The sequence below is a fragment of the Chitinophaga sp. CF418 genome (assembly GCF_900142925.1).
GTDB lineage: Bacteria > Bacteroidota > Bacteroidia > Chitinophagales > Chitinophagaceae > Chitinophaga.
On record NZ_FRCN01000013.1, the window covers coordinates 264,840 to 288,524 of the forward strand.

Here is a 23,685-nt window from a genome sequence, read left to right on the forward strand (position 1 = left end):
AATTAGTTTATGCTGCGTTAATATCGTTTATAAGCTTCTCCATGCCCAGCAGTACCGAACTGGTAACCACTGCCGTCATCGTCACCCCTAAAATTCCATGCAAGTTCAGATTTTGCCCGGTAAGATACAAATTAGGTAACCTTGTCGCTGCCGAGATCATTGTTTTCAAGGGATCAGCGGCATCTTTTGCTATGCCGTACATACTGCCTTCCGGCATAGCCAGATAGTCCCTGTATGTCAGCGGTGTGGAGGAATAATAAGCATGTATACAGTTGCGGATACCCGGATACTGTTTCTCCACGGCATCCAGCAGCTTCTCTGATCTTTCTTTCTTGAACTCCTGGTAGTCCGCATTCCGCACATCCGGTTGTGAGTCCGTGTTAAAGGTATCGTGCCAAGGCTCCACATCTGCATAACGCATATAGGTCATGATAGACAGGTTATCGGCAAACTGCTCCTTTCCTGTACCGGCAGATACAAACAGGGCGTAGGTATTCGGCCAGTTATCCGCCGTGTAATTCACGCCATCCCAGGCATTGTCAGTATCGTGATGATAGTAATTATAGTTCTGGTAAGGGAAGGTACCTTGTTTCAGTACCACGTTCAGCATAAAGGTACCCGGTGTATTCTCCAGGGTACATATCCTGGCTTTGTAGGCCTGCCGCAGACTGATACTTTCTGTCATCTCCATCGTCTTTGCAGGATGCAGACCGGATATAAAGTGCCTTGCAGAGACCTGCTCTCCGTTGGCCAGTACAATATGATCTACCTTTCCGTCAAACTCAACGATGCGTATCACCTCTTTATTCCGGATAATATCCCCTCCATGTTCTTTGATCACCCTGTTCAGCGCACGGGAGATCTGAGAACCGCCATCCACACATTTCCAGGAACTTTCTATATAACTGTGCTGCACGAGTGCATGTACATAAAACGGCGTTTTGCCCTTCTCACCTGCATACAGCAGATTATTACCAGCCAGTACGTGCTGCAGCCGCTCATTCTTCGTGATACTGCTTATGAAATCATGCGTATCAAGTCCCATTACGGATTCTTTCTCACGATAGTCTCCCGTCCTCAGGTTGAACAATGGGAATTTACCACACACCTCCTTCATTTTTTCACAGTATGCATACAGCGCATCTTTTTCTCCGGGAAAATCCTTTAGCAGCTGCTTTGCAAAATTATCATAGCCTTGCGCCAGCTTATATACTTTCTGCTCATTGCCAAAATGAATATGATCAAATCCGTCAATGTCCAGCTGCCGCAGTTTCATTTTATCCATGATGCCCAGGTAACGGAATACCTGGTTCAGGTTCTGTCCGTCAGCAAGTCCACCGACATAATGTACACCTGAATCAATAATTGCTTTGTCGCGGGAAAACGTTTGCAGGCATCCGCCTATCTGCCGGTTCTTTTCATAGAGGCAGACTTTGTAACCATTCTTGCTGAGAATAGCGCCACAAACCAGGCTTCCCAGCCCGCTACCTATTATAATCACATCATATTGCATGTACAGGGGATAACTTTTTGATGATGAAAATTACGTTGGAGGTATATTTTGTATTGTCTATCTGTTCCATTACCGCTCCATTGGCCGTAACAATTTCCCGGATACGGGAAGAAGAGAAAAATGACAGTGGTTTATCTTTCGTCTTATTGAATCCGATCAGCTTAGTAGAAAAGAACTCTGTCAGCTTGGTACCTTCATGCCTTTCCTTCAGGTCGGCATCACCGTCACGTACGATGATCACACCATCAGGCCCCAGCTGGCTGATACATGCGGACAATACCTTCTCCTGTTCTTCTGGTTGCAGGTAATGCAGTACATCACTGATCACATATGCATCATATTGTCCAAAGGCATAATTGGTCACATCTGCATGTTCAAAACTCACCTGTTCATTCCGCAGGTAACAATGCTGTGCGGTAATGATCTTCTCTTCATCATAGTCTATTCCTTTCATTACGCGCTCTTCAGACAGCCAGTGCAGCATGTAGCTCATAAAGCCATATCCGCAGCCAATGTCCAGTATGCGTCCCCGTTTGGGTAATAACTGGTCGAACAATGCATAGTTACCTTCCAGCTTTGTTTTAATACGCATGTACCATTCCAGTACAGGCCCTTTGTAAATATAGCTGTAGATGAGTTGTTCCCTGAAATAAGCCGGCACTTCTATTTCCTCACGCAGCTTTTCATATTCTGCCTTGAAATAACGGCTGATCTGTTTAGTACGCGCTGTATAATTATCTCCCCAGGAAGTATCACCTGCTTTAATTCTTGGCAGGTATTTCACTGTAATGGTTCCATCTTTCAGCAGGAAATCATTCTTGCTCATGGTATACGCCGTACCATGCAATACGATCGGCAGTATATCCAGTCCCATTTGTTCCGCAATGTAGAAAGCGCCTTTATGGAAACGTTTTATCGACGCATCAGGAGAACGGGTACCTTCCGGATAAACCACGATAGAGTATCCTTCTTCCACTTTCTTTCTCAGCTTGTCAATACTACCTTCTGCCCCTTCTGCTACTGGGTAATAGTCGCCCATTCTCACCACAGCGCCGAATACCGGAGAGTTCCATACCCACTCACTGGTCAGCAGGATCACCTTTGGATTCAACATAGTTGACACCAGGATGTCCAGAAAGGACTGGTGATTACTGATGATCACTGCTGGTGTTGCCATCTTCTCTCCTTCCGGATTAATGATGTTCTTTTTTACGTTACCCATGATATAGATCACAGACTTCGTATACGTTGCTAAAATACGGTGGTATATATATTTTGCTTTCGTCTTTTTCTTAAACGGATTGAACCTTACCAGCACCCATCCTATTACTGTCAGCACCAGACATCCTGAAGTAAAGTAAGCGAAGGCAAAAACCGATTTCGCCCATCCATGTAAAGTCCACGGTGCTCTGCCTTTACGGGTACGGTTGGTGATGAGCCAGTGAAAGAGCAGCGGGATCATTACCTGTGAGATCAATACCACGCAGCTGATACCGATGATGGAGATCAATGCAATAGAGCGCAGCGAAGGATGCTGCGCAAAGATCATCACCCCCAGACCTAAGATGGTGGTAATAGCGGAAAGGAAGATGGAAGTACGGAAAGAGGACAGGTTATCTTCCCGGCCGGATTTATACTGCTGTAGCAGGCCATCCATCGTGAAGATACTGTAATCATCTCCCAGACCAAAGATGAACGAGCTCAGAATGATGTTAACGATATTGAATTTGATCCCAAACAGTCCCATAATACCCAGTATCCATACCCAGCTGATGAGCATGGGAATAAAGGTGATCAGCGCCAGTTCTATGCGGCCATATGAGATCAGTAAGGCAAAGAACACCAGTAAGGAAGTCATCCAGGCAATGCTGTTAAACTCACTACGGATCACTTCTGCAAGGCGGTTAGCCACATATTGTTTATCCAGTACTGTAGTATATTCCTGTTCGCCCAATGCTCTATACACTGCTGCTTTTTGCGCAGGGTCTACCTTTAGCAGGGTAACCAGGGATACACGGTCTTTCTTTTCTGTAATGAAGTCGCCAATGTTGCTGGAGCGTAATGCCTGCAGATCGCTTTCGGGAACAGGCGTAAAACCCTGTTGTAACCACAGTGCGAAAGGTTCAAATGCTGCTGCTTTATAACCAACTGCCGGTCCGTGCTGCTGAAGATAGCTAACCAGTTGTTGTTTCTTCTCAGGCGTCCAGTATGTATTCCAGCGTTGTATCCTTTGCTGCTGTTCCTGTTGGGACATCAATAAGGTATTCACGCCTGCATATTTCTTTACAATTCCCTTTTCCTGTAACTCATGCACCAGCGGTAATAAGCGCTCACTGTGCTGTAGCGCTGATTCCAAATCAGCACCATCAGTAACGAGGTAAATGGATTGCGCGGTATAGGCATTCACCTGGTTGAACTTTGCTTCTGCAGCTTTCAGTTCGGGACGCATAAAATTCATGCGCATCATATCACTTTCAAATTCCACCTTACCCGCGGTAAAGAAGAAGATGACTGTCAGCAGTATGATAACACCTACCAGGTATTTATTTTTTTCCGGTTTGTAAGCGGCAAGCTTGTCCAGCCAGTTGTAATGTTGCACCGGCGGATGCGCGGGTTGTTTACCCAGCACAATCCAGTGTGGCAAAAAGATCAGAGAAAACAATGCAGCTCCTATGAGGCTTAATGCAGCAAACAGGCCAACATCCTGTAAGATGGGTGACTCTACGAACTGCAGACAAGCAAAACCGCCTACGGTTGTAAAGCTGCCAACGGTCATGGGAGTAGCCAGATCGCGGATCACTTCACGGATATCAGGCAGGTGACGGTAGTGGTTAAAGACATGCAATGAATAGTTCACCGCAATCCCCAGCACCACAGCTCCCGCACCCAACGCAATCACTGAAATGCTTTGCTGCACAACGGCTATCACTGCCAGCGAGAACAAGGCACCAAACACCACCGGCAACATTACCAGTAACGGCGCACGTTTCTTTTTAAAGAACAAAGCAATCAATACGACCAGCAATACGACCACGATACCCTGTGTCAACAAGGTATCCTGCCTGAGCTGTATGGCGTTCCCTGCGGATACAGCTGCCGCTCCAAAAAAAGAAGCAGTAGCTGCTGTTGAGCCTCTCTGAAGTGTGTCTATCTCTGCCTGTAATCCCTTCAGTAATGTTGCATTCTTTCCGGTAGCATTAGCTGGATTTGCAGGCGTAATGAACAATAACAAATGCCGCTGGTTTTTGCTCATCACAAAGCCATCATACAACTCAAACTGTTCATCGTACTGCAGGTGCTGCAGCTTCTTAATACCCAGCCAGGACATACCCACAGGGTCTGCTGCGATCACTTTCTTCACTACCAGCCCGGCAGGAGAGATCAGTGTATGATAATTATTTTCCAGGGTCTGCTGTAGCCTGTCAGGCATGATCAGCGAGTCGATCTTCTGATAGTCTTTTTCTTCCAGGAATACCGGCAGGTGTTGCTGTATCACCTGCATCAGATCCAGCACTGCAGCGTCTTCCACCTGTGCCTGGAATTGTTTGATATAAGGCGCATAGCGCTCATTCACACGGGCAGCCAGCACCTGTGCAAAGGCAGTGAGGCTATCCGGTTGGGGAGCCTGTGTAGTATCTTTCTGAGAGATGGTGATCACCAGCTTGTCGGCAAACCGGGAATCGCTGAACACCTGCTGTAACTTATCGAGCTTTTTGTCCTGTGGCAGGATACGGGTAATATCTTCTTCCAGCTTAATACGGGATGCGAAATACCCGGCCAGGGCAAAACAGACAATGGTACAAGTCCATAGCCAGGCCTTATGCCGGTGGAAGAAATTATATATGCTTACAAATAACTTACCCATATCAATTCATACTGTAAACTAGCTGACCTGTTTCACGGGATCCCTACGGAAGATGGCCAGCAGTATATAAACGAGCAAAAATGCCACCACACCTGCTATTATAGACAGTGTGACAGCTCCGGTCAAATATTGAAACAAATTCTGTTTGATCATGTCGAGTGTAAGATTGCTGGTAAGCGGCGGCAGGATACTGCCATCCTTTATCCAGATCTTTCCTGTTGCAAAACTCGCGAAGATCACGAAGGGGATCATTGGTGGCAGGCTGACATGGCAGGACATAAACACCAATGCTTTATTCAGTCTGAATAATACAGCCAATGCCAGGGCAGTCACCATCTGGAATCCCCAGATAGGTACAATACCCATAAACACACCGAAACCAACAGAGAGCGCCTTGCGTACATTCGTCTCTTCCTTGTTCAGTACATGCTCATACCACATCATACGCCAGCTCTCTGCCTTGAACAGAAAGCGGATGAAATCGCGCGGTTTGATGTACAGGAAGGTGATCAGCACCAATATTGTATTCAGTACGCTGATGCGGGAGAAATCCCTGAAAGGACGGAAGTGGGACACTCTTTCCTCTGCCGGAGGATAGTATACCTTAATAGGCGCCCAGTCAATTTTAACACCTTTCCAGGCACTGCGCACCAGCACTTCTATTTCGAATTCGTACTTGGTACACCAGAAACGCATTTTGCGCATGGCGTGAACAGGATAGAGGCGGTAACCGGATTGTGTATCCGGGCCCTTCAATCCTGTTTCCACATAGAACCAGAAATTGGAGAACTTGTTGGCGAAGGTGTTCTTACCGGGCATGTTCTCCTGTTGCAGGTTACGTGCACCGATGATGATAGCCTTCCGTTCTGTTCCCAGTTTCTCCAGCAACACTGGCAGGTCGGAAGCGAAATGCTGTCCGTCTGCATCCATCGTGATAACGTATTCATATCCCTGATCAACAGCAAAGCGGAAACCGCGACGCAGCGCAATTCCTTTACCCTTGTTGGATATATATTCCACCCGTTGTATCTCCGGGAAAGCATCAAGTATAGCGGAGGTATTATCAGTGCTGCCATCATTTACTACAATGACGTGGGTTGTATAAGAGAGTACGTCTCTTAATACCGCCTCCAGCGTTTTGGCATTGTTGTAGGTTGGCACCAGTACTGCAGCTTTCTGCGCAGTGAACTGATCATGATATGTTGTTATATCGGTCATTATGCTTCAACAAATGTTCCCTGGAATTTCATAAAGGTGAGCGCCTCATATTTCAAAGATGCAGTCACTTTTATTTCTCCATCCTGCAGTTTGTACTGAACACCTATCTCTACCTTCGGATTGGCCGTAGGGTCGATCATGTTCAGGAACTTCATCTGGGACGCCTTTTTCAACAGCACCTTTTTCTGCAACAGTCTTTCCAGCAGTTCCTGGATGGTCTGCATCATGCAAACACCCGGCACAACAGGACGGCCAGGGAAATGTCCTTCAAATACAGGATGTGCTGCATTCCACAAAACCTGGTAAGTTCCGGTTTCACCAGCAGACTGCTCCTGCTCAAGCGTGTATAGTTTTCCTGCTAACATTATTTCTGTACGCGTTGTAATGATATATTAAAAGTAAAGCCCTGATGGCGGATAGTTATCGTATCCGGCACACCGGCCTCATAATGTCCCAGCCATACCTTTACTACCGGCCTGCGTTTGGAAGATTTCTCAATCCGTTCCAGCCGCTCACAGGCAGTATCAGTGATGTAATAGTTGTTGCCTTTTGCCGTAGGCACCACGATATAATGATAAATGCTGTCCTGCATGACATGAGCCTGGTTCAGATCAGGTCGCAGCAGTACCAGTTCAAAATCACCACGAAGTGTTTTCACTACTGCTTTTTTATCCATCTTTGGTAGCATGTAATGTTTTACAAAACCACCATCTCTGGTAAATTCAAAATCAAAGAACTTAAAGCCCATCTCATTGGCAAATACCACCCGCAAACTGCTGTCCGGCATCTGCTTAAAGAAAAGTAATCCGCTAAGATGATGCTTCAGTATATCAACCTGTGTGCTGTACAGGGTGTTGGCAAACTGCGGACGGAATTTCGTAACACAGTTCACATCACCACTGGTTGGCTGCAGATTTTTATAGGCAGCGCTACAACCGGACAAAAGCCCCATCAGCAGTAAACTATTTAACAGCAAAGACCGCATCGGGAATATTTACGTTCAGTTGTTTGTGCAAAAAGCTGATGCTGGTATCATCACCGCCCGCTTCATACATCTCGATCTTCGATACAGAATAATCCTTCTTGTCCACCAGCAGATGAATGGATTTGAAATACTGCGCCAGCGATTTATTCACTGGCGTCAGCTCCAGCAGATAAGACTGGGCATTTTCCAGAATGCGGGTATTGAAGTCGGCATTATTCACCACATTTCCCTGTACACAATCTATTGTGATCTTATTGATCTGTTCAAATAGTTTATTGCCTTTAGTGGACACGCGGTTTTCTTTTTGTCCGTCCTTTGTTTTAATATCTTTACCATTCATCACCAGGAGATAATAAGACGGTTGCATATACTCCATGCGCACTTTATTCTCCTTTCTGAACCAGAACTTCCCTTTGGATACAATTTTATCAGATAACATGCTCAGGTTCTTCTCCTGTACAAAATCACACTGAATGGATTGTGTAGCCTGTGAAGCCTTTGCAAACTGCTGTTTGAAGGCAGCTGCATCTGCTACCGGCTTAAAGCCCGGCTGCTGCGCCATCATGGGCATGGCGCATACTATACAAGCCAATATCAAAAGCCATCTACGCATAAGCGGGTATGTTTAATAATTTGTCGATTCTTTCAATACGGTATCCTTCCTTCTTAAGATGTTGTATCAGCGATGGCAATGCCTGTACTGTTATTTCCATTGAGTCATGCAGCAGTAATACAGCTCCCGGTTTGATACCCTGTCTGATCCTTTCCAGCAGCTGGTCTTTGTCTTTCACTACTGTATCCAGCGAGCGGATGTTCCAGCCGACAGGAGTGTAAGCTCCTTTCCTGATCGCCCTGGCAAGATTCGGATTTGTAACTCCATATGGCGGACGGAAAAGCCTTGGTCTTTTGCCTGTCACAACTTCTACGGTATCATCCATTTGTTTCAATTCAGCCAGCATTTTAGCGGAGCCGAACATATCAAACCAGAAGTGATGCGAAAAACTGTGATTCCCGATCACATGTCCTTCAGCATCTATACGACGCAACAAGGGTTCATTCCCCCCTATCCTGTTACCGATGCAAAAGAAAGCTGCAGGCGCCTGTTCCCTTTGCAGGATGTCCAGGATCTCCGGGGTATGTTTCAGCAAAGGACCATCATCAAACGTAATAGCGATCACCTTTTCTTTTGTATCGGCAGCACATATCACCGGTATATAAAAGTTCGATCCTATGTTACATGCTCCCCATACCAGCGCCGCTACATAAGGCTGCAGCAGTAGCAGGAAAACCCACCAGGGCAATGTCAGCCACAAGTTGTGCACCAGTAGCGCAACTGCCAGCAGCAGGAACAGGCCGATATTTGCAATACGGTGTGTCAGCATGCCGTCAGCAGGATCAGTGAATGATGCGTTTGTTTATGATGATTATAGATCAGGACCTTTTTAATCTGTTCCGGTACCTTCCCCTTCAACAGTACATCAGCAGGAACCTGTTGTTCTGCCAGTATCCTGTTGCCCAACCACATACCGAAAGAGGCAGCAGTAGGATATTCCCCGCAGAGATGCTTAAAACCTGCCACTGGTTTACCGGCAAACAATGTATTCTCCACGTACTCATACCATTCGTCTCCGCTGGCATCTCCGTTACGGCCGGTAATAACCAGGCTCACTTCCTCCTGACTGCAATTATGCGCGGCCAGAAAAGAAGTAATATCCGGCGAAATTTCGGCCTTCCCTACTGGTTTGTATAAAGTGGTCAGTCCTGTCAGTTTAGCCTTTGTATTGGGCCCTTTTTCGGTTCCCAGCGCAAAACAGGCCGCGCCCTCTCCTGCTACCGTACCATGTGTACTGCTTTTTAGCAGTTGTTCATACGTAACCGGCTCTTTCTTGTACAGATCGAAGCGGGAAAGGATATTGAAACTGTGATTGGTCAGTTCGTCCATCGCACCGGCGAGGATGCTGGAAGAACGTCCTTCTCTCAGTATCATGATACTGTCCAGCAAAGCGCTTTCGAAAGAGAAGGCTTTGTGCACAAAAGTATTGTTGTAAGCATGACAGCCCAGCATCAGCGCTATCTGTCCTGCTACGGTATTGTGAGTGGACTGGATGAACGCTGTGGGCGTTAACATTTCTTCCTGCTGATTGATCATTTTTGAAAGGAACACACCGGTATCATCCAGGCAGCCATAGGCCGTTCCTGTAATGATCGCATCGGGGACCTCCACGCCTGCTTCCTGCAGGCTAAGCTTCGCTGCCGCCACACCCATCTTGATAACACGGCTCATGCGGCGTATCAGCTTCACATCTATCCATTGTTTGTAGTCAGGCTCCCATGCTTTCAGGCGCGGCCCTTCCCAGGGCAACACCGCAGCCGGGAATGTATTGCCTGCCGCAGTTTCCTGCGGTGACACACAACCTGTTCCTTGTATATAGATGTACATATTTTATGATTGCGCATTTTTTGAAAATACCAGGCTGGAACAGTTACCGCCAAATCCAAAAGAGTTTGACATGACATGCTGCAGCTGCAGCCCGGCAGAGAATTTAGTAACAGGAGAAAAAGGCAGATCCTTCATCTGTTTACTGAAATTCGCGTTGGGATAGATCACACCCTCTTTCACTGCCCAGGCAGAAAAAACGGCTTCTATGCCTCCACTGGCGCCCAATGTATGCCCTGTGAAGGACTTCGTACTGCTTACCGGCGGATAATGCGGTGCAAAAAGGCGGGCAATAGCCGCCCCTTCTGCTGAGTCATTATTCTGGGTACCGGTACCATGCAGATTGATATAATCGACATCTTCCGGCTTGATGCCACTCATTTCCAGCGCTGCCCGCATGGCCAGGAAATTGCCTGTACCATCAGGGGAAGAAGCCGTCTGATGATAAGCATCGTTGGCGTTGGCATAACCACTCAATCTGCACCAGGGCTGCTTGCTGGCCGGCAGTTCTGCTGCCAGCGCCTCACTGATCAATACAACATATCCGGCCCCTTCTCCGAGGTTCAACCCCGCACGGGTATCGTCAAAAGGACGGCAGGCTGCAGGATCAAGTATCATCAGTGTATTAAAACCATTCAGTGTAAAGCGGGTCAGCGCGTCGGTTCCACCGGCTATTACCACATCCACCAGGTTATTTTTGATCAGCCTCGACCCATACATCAATGCATTTGCACTGGAGGAACAAGCGGTGCTGATAGTTGATATATGATGACGGATGCCCATTGCATCGGCCACCAGCTCAGTAATGGCGCCACATTCATGATGTACTACCTGACTCAGATGCCCTTTGGAAGGATCCTGCAGGTAGTCTGCAAAGAAGTCTTCCGTCTTGTCCATACCGCCCACTGTATTCGCAGAAACAAAACCTACGCGGTACTGGTGGATATCTCCAAGGCCGGTACTGTTCCAGGCTTCCTGCGCAGCCACACGGCTCAGCAGAGCTGTACGGCTGATCTTCTCAGGCATCCCCGTCCAGGAGGCCAGGGTGGCATTGGACGCTTTTACTTCCACTACAGGGAATGTATGGCGGTGCACAGAGTGCAAATGCTCCATATGGGCCATACCTGGCTCCATGCGTTCGAATGCTGTCAGGCATTCAGACAGGTTGTTCCCTATGCCGCAAATAACGCCACCTCCGGCAATCCATACATCACTATGCATTATTTAGCGGTTTGATGCGCGGTAATGAATTCAGCGATGGTACGCACGGAATGGAATATTTCCGGCCCCTGCTCAGGATTCGCAATACGGATACCGTAATGCTGCTGCAGCAGTACAATTATTTCCAGCGCATCGATAGAGTCCAGACCCAATCCATCCTTGAACAAGGGCTGATCATCCCCGATATCTTCAGGTTTTACTTCCTGCAGGTTCAACTGCTCTACGATCTGGGCTTTCAGCGCCGCCATCAATTTTTCCATGATTATTATTACTGTATATTAATTTAAAAACTTACTGCTTTCTGCAGATTATCTGCATTGAATGCCAATCCCCCGCTGCTACGCTCCACTTTGTACAAGATCACCTCATACGCAGGCCCCATCACTTCCACCCATCCGCAGAGACAGGCGGAAACAGCATTTTCCAGGAACAGCTGACTGATATATCCAACCATGAATTCCGGGTCAAATGCATCAGCGGTAAAAAAGGCATTCTCTCCTTTGAAGCCATGACGGATACTGATTTCCCCCATTACGATATTGGCCAGCGTGTATACAAATAATGCCGGGCTGGCAATATCTTTCACCGTGTCAAAATATCGCAGGTCAGTGTCAAGACTGGCGCTTTTATTAGCCAGTATCAGACCGATACTTTCTGGCGGATAATTGTTCAGCGGGGCATCCTTCAACAATACCTCTGCGGCAAGCCATCCCAGCTTGCTCAGCGGATCCATTTTATGGAACTTGGGATACTGACCGGAAAACTGGTCATATCCTGCCCGCAGAAATTCCTGTAATTCCTGCGCCTGCGGCGTTTCCCACAACAGTGTTCCATCCCTGTACACCCGGTTTTTCCGGATCACACAACTTCCCGTTATATATGCCTCGCCGTTATACAAGCTATTGGTCCTGTTTTATAATTTGTGTTAATTCTATGGTACGCGCCAACCGTTTCAGTGCTGTATCATGATGCTGCACAAAAGGATTGCTCATGTCCCATACATATCCTGCCAGTACTGAACAGATCTGATTTTTCACTTCCGAACGCTGCTCCGCAGAGAAGAAGATCTTGTCCAGGGTCCCCTCGTACCAGGCCATTACATAAGAGCGGAAAGTATTCACACCCTGCATGGTAGGCTCCATGTATTCTTTCTCCCAGTCAACCGCTTCTCCTTTCAGCTTGCGGATCACCAGTTTAGCAGCAGTCTGCGCAGAAACGCAGGCCAAAGTTACGCCAGATGAGAAAATAGGGTCCAGAAATTCTGTCACGTTACCTGTCAGCACAAAGCCTTCTCCATAGAACTTGTCTGTGGTGGCAGACCATGACTCCAGGATACGTGGTTCAAACACCAGTTCCACATCACGGAAACGCTCTCTGGTATAAGGTTCAGCTTCCAGCATAGCCCGGTATTGCTGCTCGGGAGTACCCGGATAAGCATCAAAAAATGAAGGATCGCTTACAAAACCCACAGAGGTCACGCCGGTAGAGAATGGAATGATCCATATCCAGGTGCCCGGTTTATGTACCACCGCTGTAATACGGTTCGGCTCGTCTGCCATGGAACGGCGGGCGTCCACAGTGTGCGCAAACAAGGCCTTGCGCGGCTGCAGGTTTGAATTTTTTTCCAGGTTAAACAGGCGGGGTATTACCCTGCCATAGCCACTGCCGTCCACGATGAAGCGGGCAGCTATTTCACTTTTATTGCCGTGTATATCTTCAACTGTAGTTACAGAGTCTGATCCGTCAAAACGGATGGCTGTCACCGTCGTTTCATAGGATACAGGTACGCCCATTGCCTCTACAGTATCTGCCAGTGTCTTGTCAAAATCAGCCCTGGTCACCTGCCAGGTCCAGTTCCAACCCGGCGTATGCTGTTCTTTAAAGGTAAAGTCACATACGCTGTTGCCTTTTACGAATTTAGCACCATACTTTTCCTGGAAGCCTTTGGCCTTAATGGCATCAATAAAACCGGCTTCTTCCAGCGCTTCCATACTACGTGGCAGGAGGCTTTCGCCAATCACAAAGCGGGGGAATTTCAGCTTTTCCACTATTTTCACAGAATAACCTGCCTGGTGGATAATGGATGCCGCCACTGTTCCTGAAGGGCCCGCACCGATCACTAATACGTCTACCTTTTCTGTTGTCATGGATATGTTTTATGGAGTAGTGTTATGGAGACTATTTTCTCTTACATTTTAACAGTGTGTAGCTAAGTCCCATCTGGTTATTCTCCTCAACTATCTGCAGGCCTGCGTCTTCAATACATTTAAAGAAATCGTCCGTATGGTACATCTGGCTGTTGCCATTCGCCATAGCAGTAAAATACAATGATGTCTGCTGGAGGCAGAAAGCGGCCGATTTGAATGGCTGTCTGTTCCAGAATGGTTCCAGGATATAGATGGTACCGCTCTCTGTCAGCGCCTCACGGCAGCGTTTCAGGATGGATACGATCTGCTCTTCGGAGAAGCAATCCAGGAACTGGCTCATCCAGATAGCGTCAAATCCGGAAGGGAAAGGTAGGCTTTCATCCAGGATATTGGCTTCATGGAAAGACACACGGTCAGCTACGCCAGCTTCTTTTGTACGCTGTTGTGCGATGGCGATCTCACCCGGCAGGTCGAACATGGTCACTTTTACCTCTGCATCATAGGCAGTCACGGCCAGTGTCCATTTCCCGGTATTACCACCGATGTCCAGCAGGGTACGGGGTTTATTTTCAAATACGATCGGCAATGCCTGTGGAAATGCCAGGTCGGAATAGTAATGGTCAAAGTCAAACCAGCTCTTGCCTATTTCCGGCGCCAGCAATGGCAATCCGGGATAGATTGTTTCCCAGGGACCCAGCTCCTTTAATCCGGCAGGCCGGCCTTCCTTTAAGCTATCCTGCAGGTGGTCCATACCGCGATAGCAGATGTCCTGTGAAAAGTTCATGTTAATGCGAGTCAGCTTATCATGCAGGATAAAATAACCCGTCTTTGTCAGAATGTATCTTTTATCATTCACGATAAGCAGTTCAATACCGAGGCCCGCTTCCAGCAGTACGCGCACAGCATAACGGGAGAGCGATACTTTTTCCAGTACTTCTTCAATGGTCAGTCCCTTTTGTCCGGCGTCACTGATAGCCTGCAGGATGCCCATATCACGCAGGGCACGGGTAGCCTGGAATGCTATCGGCGCAAAAGCAAGTCTCAATGCTGCTTCCTGCGCCTGTAGTGCTGTTTTCGTTTCTTTAGTAAAAAACTCCATTCTGAATTAAGATTAGATTATTTCGAAAATATCATGGCTGCATTACAACCGCCAAAACCGGATACCGTCTTCAGGAAATGCTGCATAGGCCTGCTGCTCAGCTGGTTGCTCACCTTTACCGGGTGAGGTACACCCAGGGACTGGAATCCCAGTGTGGGAATGACCAGTTGTTGCTGCAGCGCATGCATACCTATCACGGCTTCTATCAGTCCTGCAGCACCTAAGGTATGCCCGTAATACCCTTTCAGGCTGTTCACAGGCACATCCAGCAGTCCTGCCAGGTGCAGCGCTTTCGATTCCATTTCATCATTGTACAGCGTTGCAGTACCATGAGCAGAAACAAAACCGATGTCTGCCGGCGTCAGCCCTGAACCCTTCATCGCCTTTTGCATGGCTGTACTCAGCTCAGCGCCGGTACGGGAAGGCCCGGAAATGTGGTTGGCGTCATTACTCACAGCGCCCGCTCCTACGCGGATGGAAGAAGGAGTAATATATGCTTCATTATTGGTCAGTATCACAGTAGCTGCTCCTTCCCCTAATGTCACCCCTTTACGGTCGGCATCAAAAGGCCGGCATGGCTCACTGCTGACAGCCTGGAAAGACTGGAAGCCAGATAATACAAACCTGGTCACCACATCTGCCCCGGTCACTACCGCGTGGTCATAACGACCGGAAAGGATCAGCCTTCTGGCTGTTAAAATAGCCAGCAACCCTGAGATACAGGCGTTGCTGACTACTATAGGATCTTCCGTATAATTAAAATACTGTGCCACCTTCCTGGCAGTATGGAACAGTTCCATTTCCTGCAAGGGAGCATTGGCAGGATCTTCCTGCTGCTCCAGCAGCTCAATATTCCCTTTTGTAGTGGATACGATGAAAGCGGTACGGCCATCCGTAATGTCAATGGACGTTCTGTCCAATGCATTCTGCACGGATAATATCAACAGCTGTTCGAACTTTGTACACTGCTCCAGGCTTTCCTCATTCCAGCTCTTTTCCAGCTGGTCGGGAGCCATCATAGCAGCATAAAACGGCGCTGCCGACATTGTCAGGTCGTCATGCAGGCAGATGCCGCTCAGGCCATTCCTTACATTTACAAAGTTCTCTTCTGTTGTTCTGCCCAGTGGCGACAGGATATTATCTGCCACTACATACACACTTTTCATCTTTTCACATTATTAGGAGCAATGATCTGTCCATGCTGTGTTTTCCATTTTTCGAAAAATGGAGGGATGGTCAGCTGCAGCGTTGATGTAGCTACATCCAGGAATACCTGGAGGGAACTCCCATCAGCTACCAGCTCACCCGTTACAAAATTGTACAGTTTGTATTCAAACCTGATCTTTGCAGCGGCAGTATTCACATAAGTGGCTTCCACAACTACACGGTCTCCGTATCTCAGCGAACGCTTATAATTGCATTGCACATTCACAACAGGTACGGTATATCCTTCTTTATAAATATCGAGGTAACGGAACCCGTATTTTTCGCCGAAAGCCTCTCTCCCATCTTCAAAATAGCGAATATAATGTCCATGCCATACTATTCCCAGCGGATCGGCTTCATTAAACTTCACAAGTATATTCGCACTCTCGGTCAATACAGGGCTCATCATTTTATTTTTCCGTATTAATTACATCAGGCTGGCCTGGCTTTTCACAGCCGCTACCCTTGTTTCGGGAGTAGCGGCAGATTTATTCTTCCATTCTTTATATTTTCCATGGTCGATGGAATTCAGCACTTTGTAGATGGTATAAGCCCAGTAGTTACGGAAACCGAAGCCCTGTGCCTTACCGGTAAAACGTTCTGTCAACAGCACTTTTTTGGTAGAAAGGTCTATCAGTGTAGCGTATACGTAAGCTTCTTTATTCGTCTTACTCATACCGTCCATAATAAATACCAGGCCGATACCTTTCTGACCATGGAGATCGTATTTCTTCACATGCTTATCAATGTCTGCAGCTGTTAATCCTTTTTCCAGGTCAGCAACACCATTGGCCTTGATGGTAGCAGGATTTACACCTTCATTGAGTTTCTGCACCGCTTCCAGGAAGTTGCTCACACTGGTCCTTTTGAAGGCGCCGGCAACGTCATACTTCTTGGCTTCTGTAACGATCACATTATTAATCGGCTCGAACTTATTGACAATTTCTGCGGCAGTTGCTGTTTCTCCCTCTATTTTGGTGGCGGAGAAATCAACACCGAGGTAAGTCAATGGGGTGGATTCATTGCTGAAAAATTCTTTCAGGGTTTGTGCATGACTGCGTCCGGCAGACAGGCATACAAATACTAAAGCAAAACTTGCCAGCAGGCATTTCTTTAAGGTGGTCATTACAAATGGATTTTATGGGTTTATGAAAATTTTCAATTCGCATTGCGCCATTACCTTTCCATTCAGGGTCACTTTAGCAGCTACCATGGTAGCGTTGAACACCTGACTTTGTATTTCTGTGGTGGTCTCAATAAAGGAGCCGGCGGGGGGGAACTCAAACACTTCAAAGTCTTTTACGGCTCCAATGAAGCCAATGGGAACAGGGGTATTTTCCTGCAGGGCAACATATCCTACGCGGGCGGCCGCAGTTTGCGCCATGTTCTCCAGCAGTCCGGGTGATTTCAGCACGCCATCCTCCACAAAAAGGTTATCGGCCGCAATCTGCAGGCCGGTACGGGTAATGTTGTCTTTTACTTCCAATATGCCGCTGATCATTACTATCGGTATGCGTTGCGGTATATATGCTGTAACGTTGTCGGTGTGGATGAACATAAAATCTGCTTATTTATCTTCCGGTTTTTCCCAAAAATCGTAATAGTTAAACCATTGTTCAGGATATTTCTTTACCATGGTTTCCAGTTCCTGAACAAAATCCTGAACGGCAGTTTCTACGCCCTGCCTGCGGCGGCCATGATATTCTCTTGGCTGAGTTGCATATAAATGATAATGATGGCTGGTTTCCTTAAAAGCAAAAACAAGCGATACGGGCACCCTGAATGTAGCTGCCAGCAGGAATGGTCCTGCCGGAAAGCGGGCATCTGCCCCCAGAAAGGGTACGGCTACCGTTTTATTGCCTTCCAGGAACCTGTCTGCATGCATACACACCAGTTCCTGGTTACTCAGCGCTTCATTAATAGCGTAAATGTGCGACAAATCATCCTTAATAACAATAATATTCACATTACGTTCGCCCGTCACAGATGACAAATACTTCTTGATACGCTCATGCTCACCATCAAACATAACAATGTTGATACGCGTTTCCAGGCGGCGGAACAGGTGTCCGGCCACTTCCCAGTTACCCAGGTGGGCGCTAAGCATAATACCGCCTCTGCCGGCAGCAGTAATTGCCCGCAGGTGATGCTCCCCTTCAAATTCGAAGGTGAATTTGTTCCTGACGCCGGACATGACCACGACCTTATCGATCAGTACCTGACCGAATACATAATAGTTCCGGTAAACGCTGACCAATGACCGCCACCAGCCATATCCTACCCTGGTATGAAAATATTGAAAAATGGGGCGTGAAGAGCTGTAGGAAAACAGAAAATAATATGCGGCAACAAACCTTAATAATACATAAGCAGGCAGTACGCCCCCATAACGCAATGTCCCGATAAAAATACTGTACCCCAGCTTATTTCCTTTGGATTTCCCCTCCCAGGAAGGCATTATACCAGTTCTTTTTGTTTGATACGATCAGCCACGTAGTCGTAAAAATCCTGGAAAGTGGCTATTCCCTGAAAATCTTCAGGATTTACCTTAAACCCGAAGTTATTTTCAATTACAACTACCAGGTCAATGTAGTCAAGGCTATCCAGGTCAAGGGTAGACTTCAGGTTGGCATCAGGCGTTATCTTGTTTCCGTCCGCTTCAAATTCCTCTACCAGGAATGCATTAGTGATTCGTATGATTTCTTGTTTGTCCATATCAGTGTAACTCTAGGATATAGGTTGAGCTATATACGTGATTATCAGAATTAAAAAGTTCGCTTAGATTGGCTGTTAATCCGGGCCTGTGTACCTTATAATTTTACTTCAAATGATAGTTTAGCTGATCAACCTTCCTTATCTCTGTTTTTAGTCCCTCAAAGGTATAAATATCCGGGCAGATATTAAATATTGCCTCTCTTGTAGTGTTAAAGTGTTGACAGTTAACTATTTACTTCATCCATTTCTTGACTATCAGGGAAGAATTAGTCCCCCCAAAGCCAAAGGAATTAGACAAAAATATATTAAAATCTTTATTAATGGTAGTATTGTTGATATTTAACCTGGTAGCTGCTCCATCAGGATTTTCCAGGTTAATATTCGGTGCAATAAAACCATTCTGCATCATCAGCATGGAGTAAACAATTTCACTTGCTCCCGCCATCCAACATTCATGTCCCGTCATCGATTTGGTGGAGCTGACGTAGGGTCTCGATCCGCCAAATACCTGGTCGATCGCTGCTGCTTCGCTCGCATCTCCTGCTGGTGTACTGGTAGCGTGCGCGTTGATATATTCGATGTCCTTTGCCTGCAGTCCCGCATCCTGTAAGGCGATCTGCAGGGAACGCACTGGTCCGTCTATTGTAGGGTTGGAAATATGGGCGCCATTGGAAGAGAAGCCATAACCAATCACCTCCGCCAGGATATTAGCTCCCCTGCGCTGGGCTGATTCCAGGCTTTCCAGGATCACAGTTGCCGCACCACCGCTGGGTACCAGTCCGTCACGGTCACGATCAAACGGGCGGCTGGCTTTTTCAGGCTCATTCTCTCTTACAGAAAATGCCGCGATGGCATCAAAGTTACCCATGGAGTAGATATTGATCTCCTGAGCGCCGCCACATACCACACAGTCCTGCATACCGTTACGGATAAACATATAACCCAGTCCAATAGCGTGGGAACCGCTCGCACAGGCCGCACTCACGCTGAAGTTGATCCCCCTCAGCTTGAAAATGGTGGCCAGGTTCATGTTCACGGTAGAGTTCATGGTCTGGAATACAGAACCGGACCCCACCAACATGGTATCCTTTTTTTCCCGCATAATGTCGGTAGCCTCTATCACAGGCTTGGAAGAGCTGTCGTTGCCGAACAGCAATCCTACTTCCGTCTTTTCTATATAGTCCGGATCTATTTTAGCCTGCTCGAGCGCCTCACGGGTACTCATAAAAGCAAATTCCGCCTGTTCCGGCATCATCATGCGGGCACGGCGGTCAAGCACTCCTTTCAGGTCGGGACGGTCCACATACCCGGTCAAACCGGAACGGTATCCGAAAGCCTTCCTGGCAGGATCCAGTATAATACCGGACTTTCCTTTATATAAAGAATCACGTACCTCCTCCAGGTTCTTACCTATACAGGAATAAACTCCCAATCCTGTGATCACCACTCTGTTCATATAAATCAATTTGGCCCAGGAATGAGGGTCAGTAACCAGCTTCCTGATACTGTCCTTCATTCCTGATTATGGTCATGTGTATAGTCCTCCGTTAATCGACAAAACCTCTCCTGTGATGTAAGAGGATGCAGAAGAAGCAAAAAATGCGACAGCTTCCGCTACTTCTTCCGGCGTACCAAAACGGTTCATAGGTACCTGCGCAGCCAGTTCTTTCTCATTCAGCTCGGCCGTCATATCCGTTTTGATAAAACCAGGAGCTACTGCGTTCACCGTTACACCACGTTTGGCCACTTCCTGAGCCAGCGCTTTAGTGGCGCCAATTACCCCTGCTTTCGCTGCAGAGTAATTTGTCTGACCGGGAAGACCTTTAATGCCCGACAGGGACACAATATTGATGATACGTCCGTACCGTTTCATCAGCATGTTGTTCAGTACCTGCTTAGTGACGTTAAAGAAGCCATCCAGACTGATATTCAATACATTCCTCCACTGGTCGCTGTTCATCCAGAACAACAGGTTATCTTCCCGGATACCGGCATTATTCACCAGTACCTGGATCTGTTTCTCTTTGTTATTTTCTACCCATCCGCCTAATACAGCCTGTACTTCCTCATTATTGCCTACGTTGAACTGCAGCAATTCTCCATCGCTTCCTTTGGCTTTTACCGCCTCCAGTGTTTCATTGGCCGCAGCTTCATTGCCCTTATAATTGATAATCACATAGTACCCCAACTCCGCCATCTTCACGCATATTGCCCTTCCTATTCCTCTGGAGCCACCCGTTATTAAAGCACATTTCATCCGATAATTGTTTTAGTAGGTTACCATGCTATTTCAGGATCATGCTGTAACAGGTATTCCTTGATCTTTTTAGCGTCTTTATACTTAGGACTGTCCTCAATAAATTTAGGAAAAATTGCCCTTACTTCGCTGTATATGCGGTGTGAGAAGGATGACAGTTTCTCGTGACAGTTCAGGTAATCAACCGCCTGTAACATCGTCATTACCTGGATCGCCAGCACCTCGTATGCATTCTCAATAACACGGTTGGTCATTAACGCCGCATTACATCCCATGCTCACAATATCCTGGTTATCATTATTATTGGGGATGCTATGCACATACATCGGGAAGGACAAGGTCTGGTTCTCGGCCACTGTTGATGTAGCGGTAAACTGAATACCCTGCATACCGAAGTTCAGTCCCAGTTTGCCCAGGTTCATGAATGGCGGGAACTTATGGTTCAGCTTTTCATTCATCAGGTAGTTCAGCTGTCTTTCAGACAACATGGACAACTTGGTGATCGCGATCTTTACCTTATCCATTTCCAGGGAGATATAATCCCCGTGGAAGTTACCACCATGAAACACGTTCTCCTGGTGATGGTCTACTACAGGGTTATCACTTACGGAGTTCAGTTCCTGTACTACGATCTTTTCAGCAGCCACCAGTGTATCGTAAATAGGGCCTAACACCTGTGGTACACAACGCAGGGAATAATATTCCTGTACCTTATCTTTAAAGATCTCTTCTTCCAGTTCTTTATAGAAATGGTCAGGACGGTGCCTGATCATCTTACTATCTTTCAGTATGTTACGCATGGCGGCCGCCACCTTATTCTGACCTTCATGACGCTTTACAGCATTCAGTTCCTTGGAAAGATGGTCGTCAAACGCTTCTACCACTTCATTGACCATGGCCGACAGGATGCAGCTCCAACCCAGCAGTTTCTTGGCTTCAATGATATTTACCAGGCCGATACCGGTCATAGCTGAAGTACCATTGATCACAGCCAATCCTTCACGGATGTGCACTCCCATAGGCTTGATACCTAACTGGGCAAATACTTCAGCTGTAGGGCGCAGTACGTTTTCATATACTACTTCTCCCTCCCCTATCAGTATTAGCGCCAGATGGGCCAGCTGTACCAGGTCGCCGCTGGCGCCTACGCCACCGTGCTCATATATGCAGGGATAAATGTTCTTATTGATCAGGTCCCGGAGCAGGATCACCACTTCAGGGTGTACACCGGAATGTGCCTGCATGAAGCTGCTGAGGCGCGCTATCATGAGGCCTTTTGTTAACAGGGGCGGCATATATTTACCGGCTCCTGAGCTATGGCTGCGGATAAGATTGTACTGTAACTGATGAGTGTCGCTCTCGCTGATGCGATATTGTGCCATGGGGCCGAAGCCGGTATTGATACCATAAATGAGCTTCTTGGCGGCAAATTTCTTTAAAAACTCAAAGTTGTGCGTTACTTGCTGTAAAGCAGCTTCCTCCAGGCTCAACTCCTCCCCATTAAATAACACGCGGTACACTTCGTCCAGTGAAAGCACCTTACTCCCTAAAACAACCATTATTTTAAATTAAATTATTTGATTATGTAAAAAAGTGCTCAAAATTAGCAAAAAACAATTACGAATCACAAATGGGGAACTACGTAATTTATCGGTATGATAATCATACGTATCTGCCATTTACAATTCGTAATCAGACCAGTTCGTTCCACTTAATCAGATCAACCTTCTTCTACCGCATCTTCGGGCGCTTCCACCAGCACTTTATCTATACGATGGGCGTCCATATCTACAATTTCAAAGGTGAAGCCTCTCCACTCAAATTTTTCCCCGATCTTAGGGATATGCTCCTGGTGGTGCAGGATAAAACCGGCCATTGTATCAAATTCCTGTTCAAATTCTGCCATCCAGTCTTCCTTGTCAAACCTGGCGAGAAAGTCATAAAAAGGGATCTGTCCGTCTACCAGGTATGAACCATCCTCCCTGCGCACTATTTCATAGTCGTCATCCTGTCCGGTTTCCGGCATGTCTCCTACAATGGCTTCCAGTATATCATTCAGGGTGATCATCCCCAGGAAAGTGCCATATTCATCTACTATAAATGCAGCATGGCTCTGTGTTTCCTTGAATTTTTCCAACACCTGGTAAGCAGAGTTATTCTCAGGTACAAACAGGGGCTTTTTCATGATGGCCGCCAGCTCATGACCTGTGTTGGCAGCTGCCGTATAAAGGTCCTTGATGGAAATAATACCAAGGATATTGTCAATCACGTCGTCACATACCGGGTATACAGAGTGCGGACTATCCAGGATCTTACTGCGGATAACCGCTTTGGGGTCATTGATGTCCAGATATACGATATCGGTACGGTGCGTCATGAGAGAGGTGATGTTACGGTCCCCCAGGTGAAACACCCTTTCAATGATCTCCTGTTCGGTCTCCTCAATGGCGCCCGTGGTAGTACCTTCGTTAATCAGCGCTTTAATCTCTTCTTCCGTGACATTGCTGTCGGTGCTTGGTTTCAGATTGAAGATATTCACCAACATATTGGTGGATATGGTCAGCAGCCAGATGAACGGATAAGTGACCATAGACACCCATGTCATAGGAGCCGCTGTTTGCCTTGCGATGGCTTCAGGACGGAGTATACCCAGGCGCTTGGGTACCAGTTCGCCTATTACCAGCGTAAAATAGGTTACCACCACCACAATAACGGTAATGGCAATACCATCGCTATAAGAACTGAACTGTGGATAACCGGAAATGTATTCAACCAGGCGTGGTTTGAGGCTGATACCAGATAATATGCCTATTAAAATACTGATAAGTGTGATACCTACCTGGACGGTGGAGAGAAACCTGTCCGGCTTGCTGGCCAGTTTGAGCGCAGCTTTTGCCTTTTCATCCCCTTTGTTAGCCAGATACTCCAGCCTTGCTTTACGAGCATATTCCATGGCGACCTCTGACATTGAGAATAAGCCATTTAGCAAAATAAGGATGAGGATAATGACGACGACTTCCAT

Annotated in this window: 23 protein-coding genes; all 23 read right to left on the reverse strand. The window is 47.1% G+C overall.

Features of this window, described 5'->3' with window-relative positions:
• Nucleotides 1–7 precede the first annotated feature (7 nt).
• Complete coding sequence (locus F3I09_RS26140; protein WP_149698004.1) at nt 8–1,513, reverse strand: NAD(P)/FAD-dependent oxidoreductase; 1,506 nt, start codon at nt 1,511–1,513, stop codon at nt 8–10.
• Complete coding sequence (locus F3I09_RS26145) at nt 1,503–5,378, reverse strand: trifunctional MMPL family transporter/lysophospholipid acyltransferase/class I SAM-dependent methyltransferase (protein ID WP_149698005.1); 3,876 nt, start codon at nt 5,376–5,378, stop codon at nt 1,503–1,505. The genes F3I09_RS26140 and F3I09_RS26145 overlap by 11 nt, the downstream gene beginning before the upstream one ends.
• Before the next feature lie 18 nt (nt 5,379–5,396).
• Nucleotides 5,397–6,596 (reverse strand): DUF2062 domain-containing protein, encoded by a 1,200-nt coding sequence (locus F3I09_RS26150; RefSeq protein WP_149698006.1) that lies wholly within the window; start codon nt 6,594–6,596, stop codon nt 5,397–5,399.
• Nucleotides 6,596–6,961: a 3-hydroxyacyl-ACP dehydratase gene (locus tag F3I09_RS26155; RefSeq protein WP_149698007.1), complete on the reverse strand. Its 366-nt coding sequence runs from the start codon at nt 6,959–6,961 to the stop codon at nt 6,596–6,598. Before F3I09_RS26155 ends, F3I09_RS26150 begins: the two co-directional genes overlap by 1 nt.
• Nucleotides 6,961–7,581 carry a hypothetical protein gene (locus tag F3I09_RS26160; protein ID WP_149698008.1) on the reverse strand — a complete coding sequence of 207 codons (621 nt, stop codon included), beginning with the start codon at nt 7,579–7,581 and terminating at the stop codon, nt 6,961–6,963. Before F3I09_RS26160 ends, F3I09_RS26155 begins: the two co-directional genes overlap by 1 nt.
• Nucleotides 7,559–8,194, reverse strand: coding sequence for an outer membrane lipoprotein carrier protein LolA (locus F3I09_RS26165; RefSeq protein ID WP_149698009.1), 636 nt, complete (start codon nt 8,192–8,194; stop codon nt 7,559–7,561). Before F3I09_RS26165 ends, F3I09_RS26160 begins: the two co-directional genes overlap by 23 nt.
• On the reverse strand, nt 8,187–8,963 hold the full coding sequence (locus F3I09_RS26170) for a polysaccharide deacetylase family protein (protein ID WP_149698010.1): 777 nt from the start codon (nt 8,961–8,963) through the stop codon (nt 8,187–8,189). Before F3I09_RS26170 ends, F3I09_RS26165 begins: the two co-directional genes overlap by 8 nt.
• Nucleotides 8,957–10,021 (reverse strand): beta-ketoacyl synthase N-terminal-like domain-containing protein, encoded by a 1,065-nt coding sequence (locus F3I09_RS26175; protein WP_149698011.1) that lies wholly within the window; start codon nt 10,019–10,021, stop codon nt 8,957–8,959. Before F3I09_RS26175 ends, F3I09_RS26170 begins: the two co-directional genes overlap by 7 nt.
• 3 nt (nt 10,022–10,024) lie before the next feature.
• Nucleotides 10,025–11,239: a beta-ketoacyl-[acyl-carrier-protein] synthase family protein gene (locus tag F3I09_RS26180; protein WP_149698012.1), complete on the reverse strand. Its 1,215-nt coding sequence runs from the start codon at nt 11,237–11,239 to the stop codon at nt 10,025–10,027.
• Nucleotides 11,239–11,499, reverse strand: a complete 261-nt coding sequence (locus F3I09_RS26185) for a phosphopantetheine-binding protein (protein ID WP_089838859.1) — start codon at nt 11,497–11,499, stop codon at nt 11,239–11,241. The genes F3I09_RS26180 and F3I09_RS26185 overlap by 1 nt, the downstream gene beginning before the upstream one ends.
• Before the next feature lie 23 nt (nt 11,500–11,522).
• Complete coding sequence (locus F3I09_RS26190) at nt 11,523–12,101, reverse strand: beta-ketoacyl synthase N-terminal-like domain-containing protein (protein WP_223233390.1); 579 nt, start codon at nt 12,099–12,101, stop codon at nt 11,523–11,525.
• Nucleotides 12,102–12,138: 37 nt separating this feature from the next.
• Nucleotides 12,139–13,386: an NAD(P)/FAD-dependent oxidoreductase gene (locus F3I09_RS26195; protein ID WP_149698013.1), complete on the reverse strand. Its 1,248-nt coding sequence runs from the start codon at nt 13,384–13,386 to the stop codon at nt 12,139–12,141.
• Nucleotides 13,387–13,417: 31 nt separating this feature from the next.
• Nucleotides 13,418–14,485 (reverse strand): methyltransferase, encoded by a 1,068-nt coding sequence (locus tag F3I09_RS26200; RefSeq protein WP_149698014.1) that lies wholly within the window; start codon nt 14,483–14,485, stop codon nt 13,418–13,420.
• 17 nt (nt 14,486–14,502) lie between these two features.
• A complete protein-coding gene (locus F3I09_RS26205; RefSeq protein ID WP_149698015.1) occupies nt 14,503–15,651 on the reverse strand; it encodes a beta-ketoacyl synthase N-terminal-like domain-containing protein in 1,149 nt (382 codons plus the stop codon).
• Nucleotides 15,648–16,097, reverse strand: a complete 450-nt coding sequence (locus F3I09_RS26210; protein ID WP_149698016.1) for a thioesterase family protein — start codon at nt 16,095–16,097, stop codon at nt 15,648–15,650. The genes F3I09_RS26205 and F3I09_RS26210 overlap by 4 nt, the downstream gene beginning before the upstream one ends.
• Nucleotides 16,098–16,118: 21 nt before the next feature.
• The gene (locus F3I09_RS26215; protein ID WP_149698017.1) at nt 16,119–16,817 is read right to left on the reverse strand and encodes a hypothetical protein; all 699 of its coding nucleotides are present in this window, start codon (nt 16,815–16,817) and stop codon (nt 16,119–16,121) included.
• Between the two features lie 12 nt (nt 16,818–16,829).
• On the reverse strand, nt 16,830–17,249 hold the full coding sequence (locus F3I09_RS26220) for a 3-hydroxyacyl-ACP dehydratase (RefSeq protein WP_149698018.1): 420 nt from the start codon (nt 17,247–17,249) through the stop codon (nt 16,830–16,832).
• Nucleotides 17,250–17,258: 9 nt separating this feature from the next.
• On the reverse strand, nt 17,259–18,149 hold the full coding sequence (locus F3I09_RS26225; RefSeq protein WP_149698019.1) for a lipid A biosynthesis acyltransferase: 891 nt from the start codon (nt 18,147–18,149) through the stop codon (nt 17,259–17,261).
• Nucleotides 18,149–18,406 (reverse strand): acyl carrier protein, encoded by a 258-nt coding sequence (locus F3I09_RS26230; protein ID WP_149698020.1) that lies wholly within the window; start codon nt 18,404–18,406, stop codon nt 18,149–18,151. Before F3I09_RS26230 ends, F3I09_RS26225 begins: the two co-directional genes overlap by 1 nt.
• A 232-nt stretch (nt 18,407–18,638) precedes the next feature.
• Nucleotides 18,639–19,862, reverse strand: a complete 1,224-nt coding sequence (locus F3I09_RS26235; protein ID WP_149698021.1) for a beta-ketoacyl synthase — start codon at nt 19,860–19,862, stop codon at nt 18,639–18,641.
• 72 nt (nt 19,863–19,934) lie between these two features.
• A complete protein-coding gene (fabG, locus tag F3I09_RS26240; protein WP_149698022.1) occupies nt 19,935–20,663 on the reverse strand; it encodes a 3-oxoacyl-ACP reductase FabG in 729 nt (242 codons plus the stop codon).
• Between the two features lie 20 nt (nt 20,664–20,683).
• Complete coding sequence (hutH, locus tag F3I09_RS26245) at nt 20,684–22,222, reverse strand: histidine ammonia-lyase (protein WP_149698023.1); 1,539 nt, start codon at nt 22,220–22,222, stop codon at nt 20,684–20,686.
• 161 nt (nt 22,223–22,383) lie between these two features.
• On the reverse strand, nt 22,384–23,685 hold the full coding sequence (locus tag F3I09_RS26250) for a hemolysin family protein (protein WP_149698024.1): 1,302 nt from the start codon (nt 23,683–23,685) through the stop codon (nt 22,384–22,386).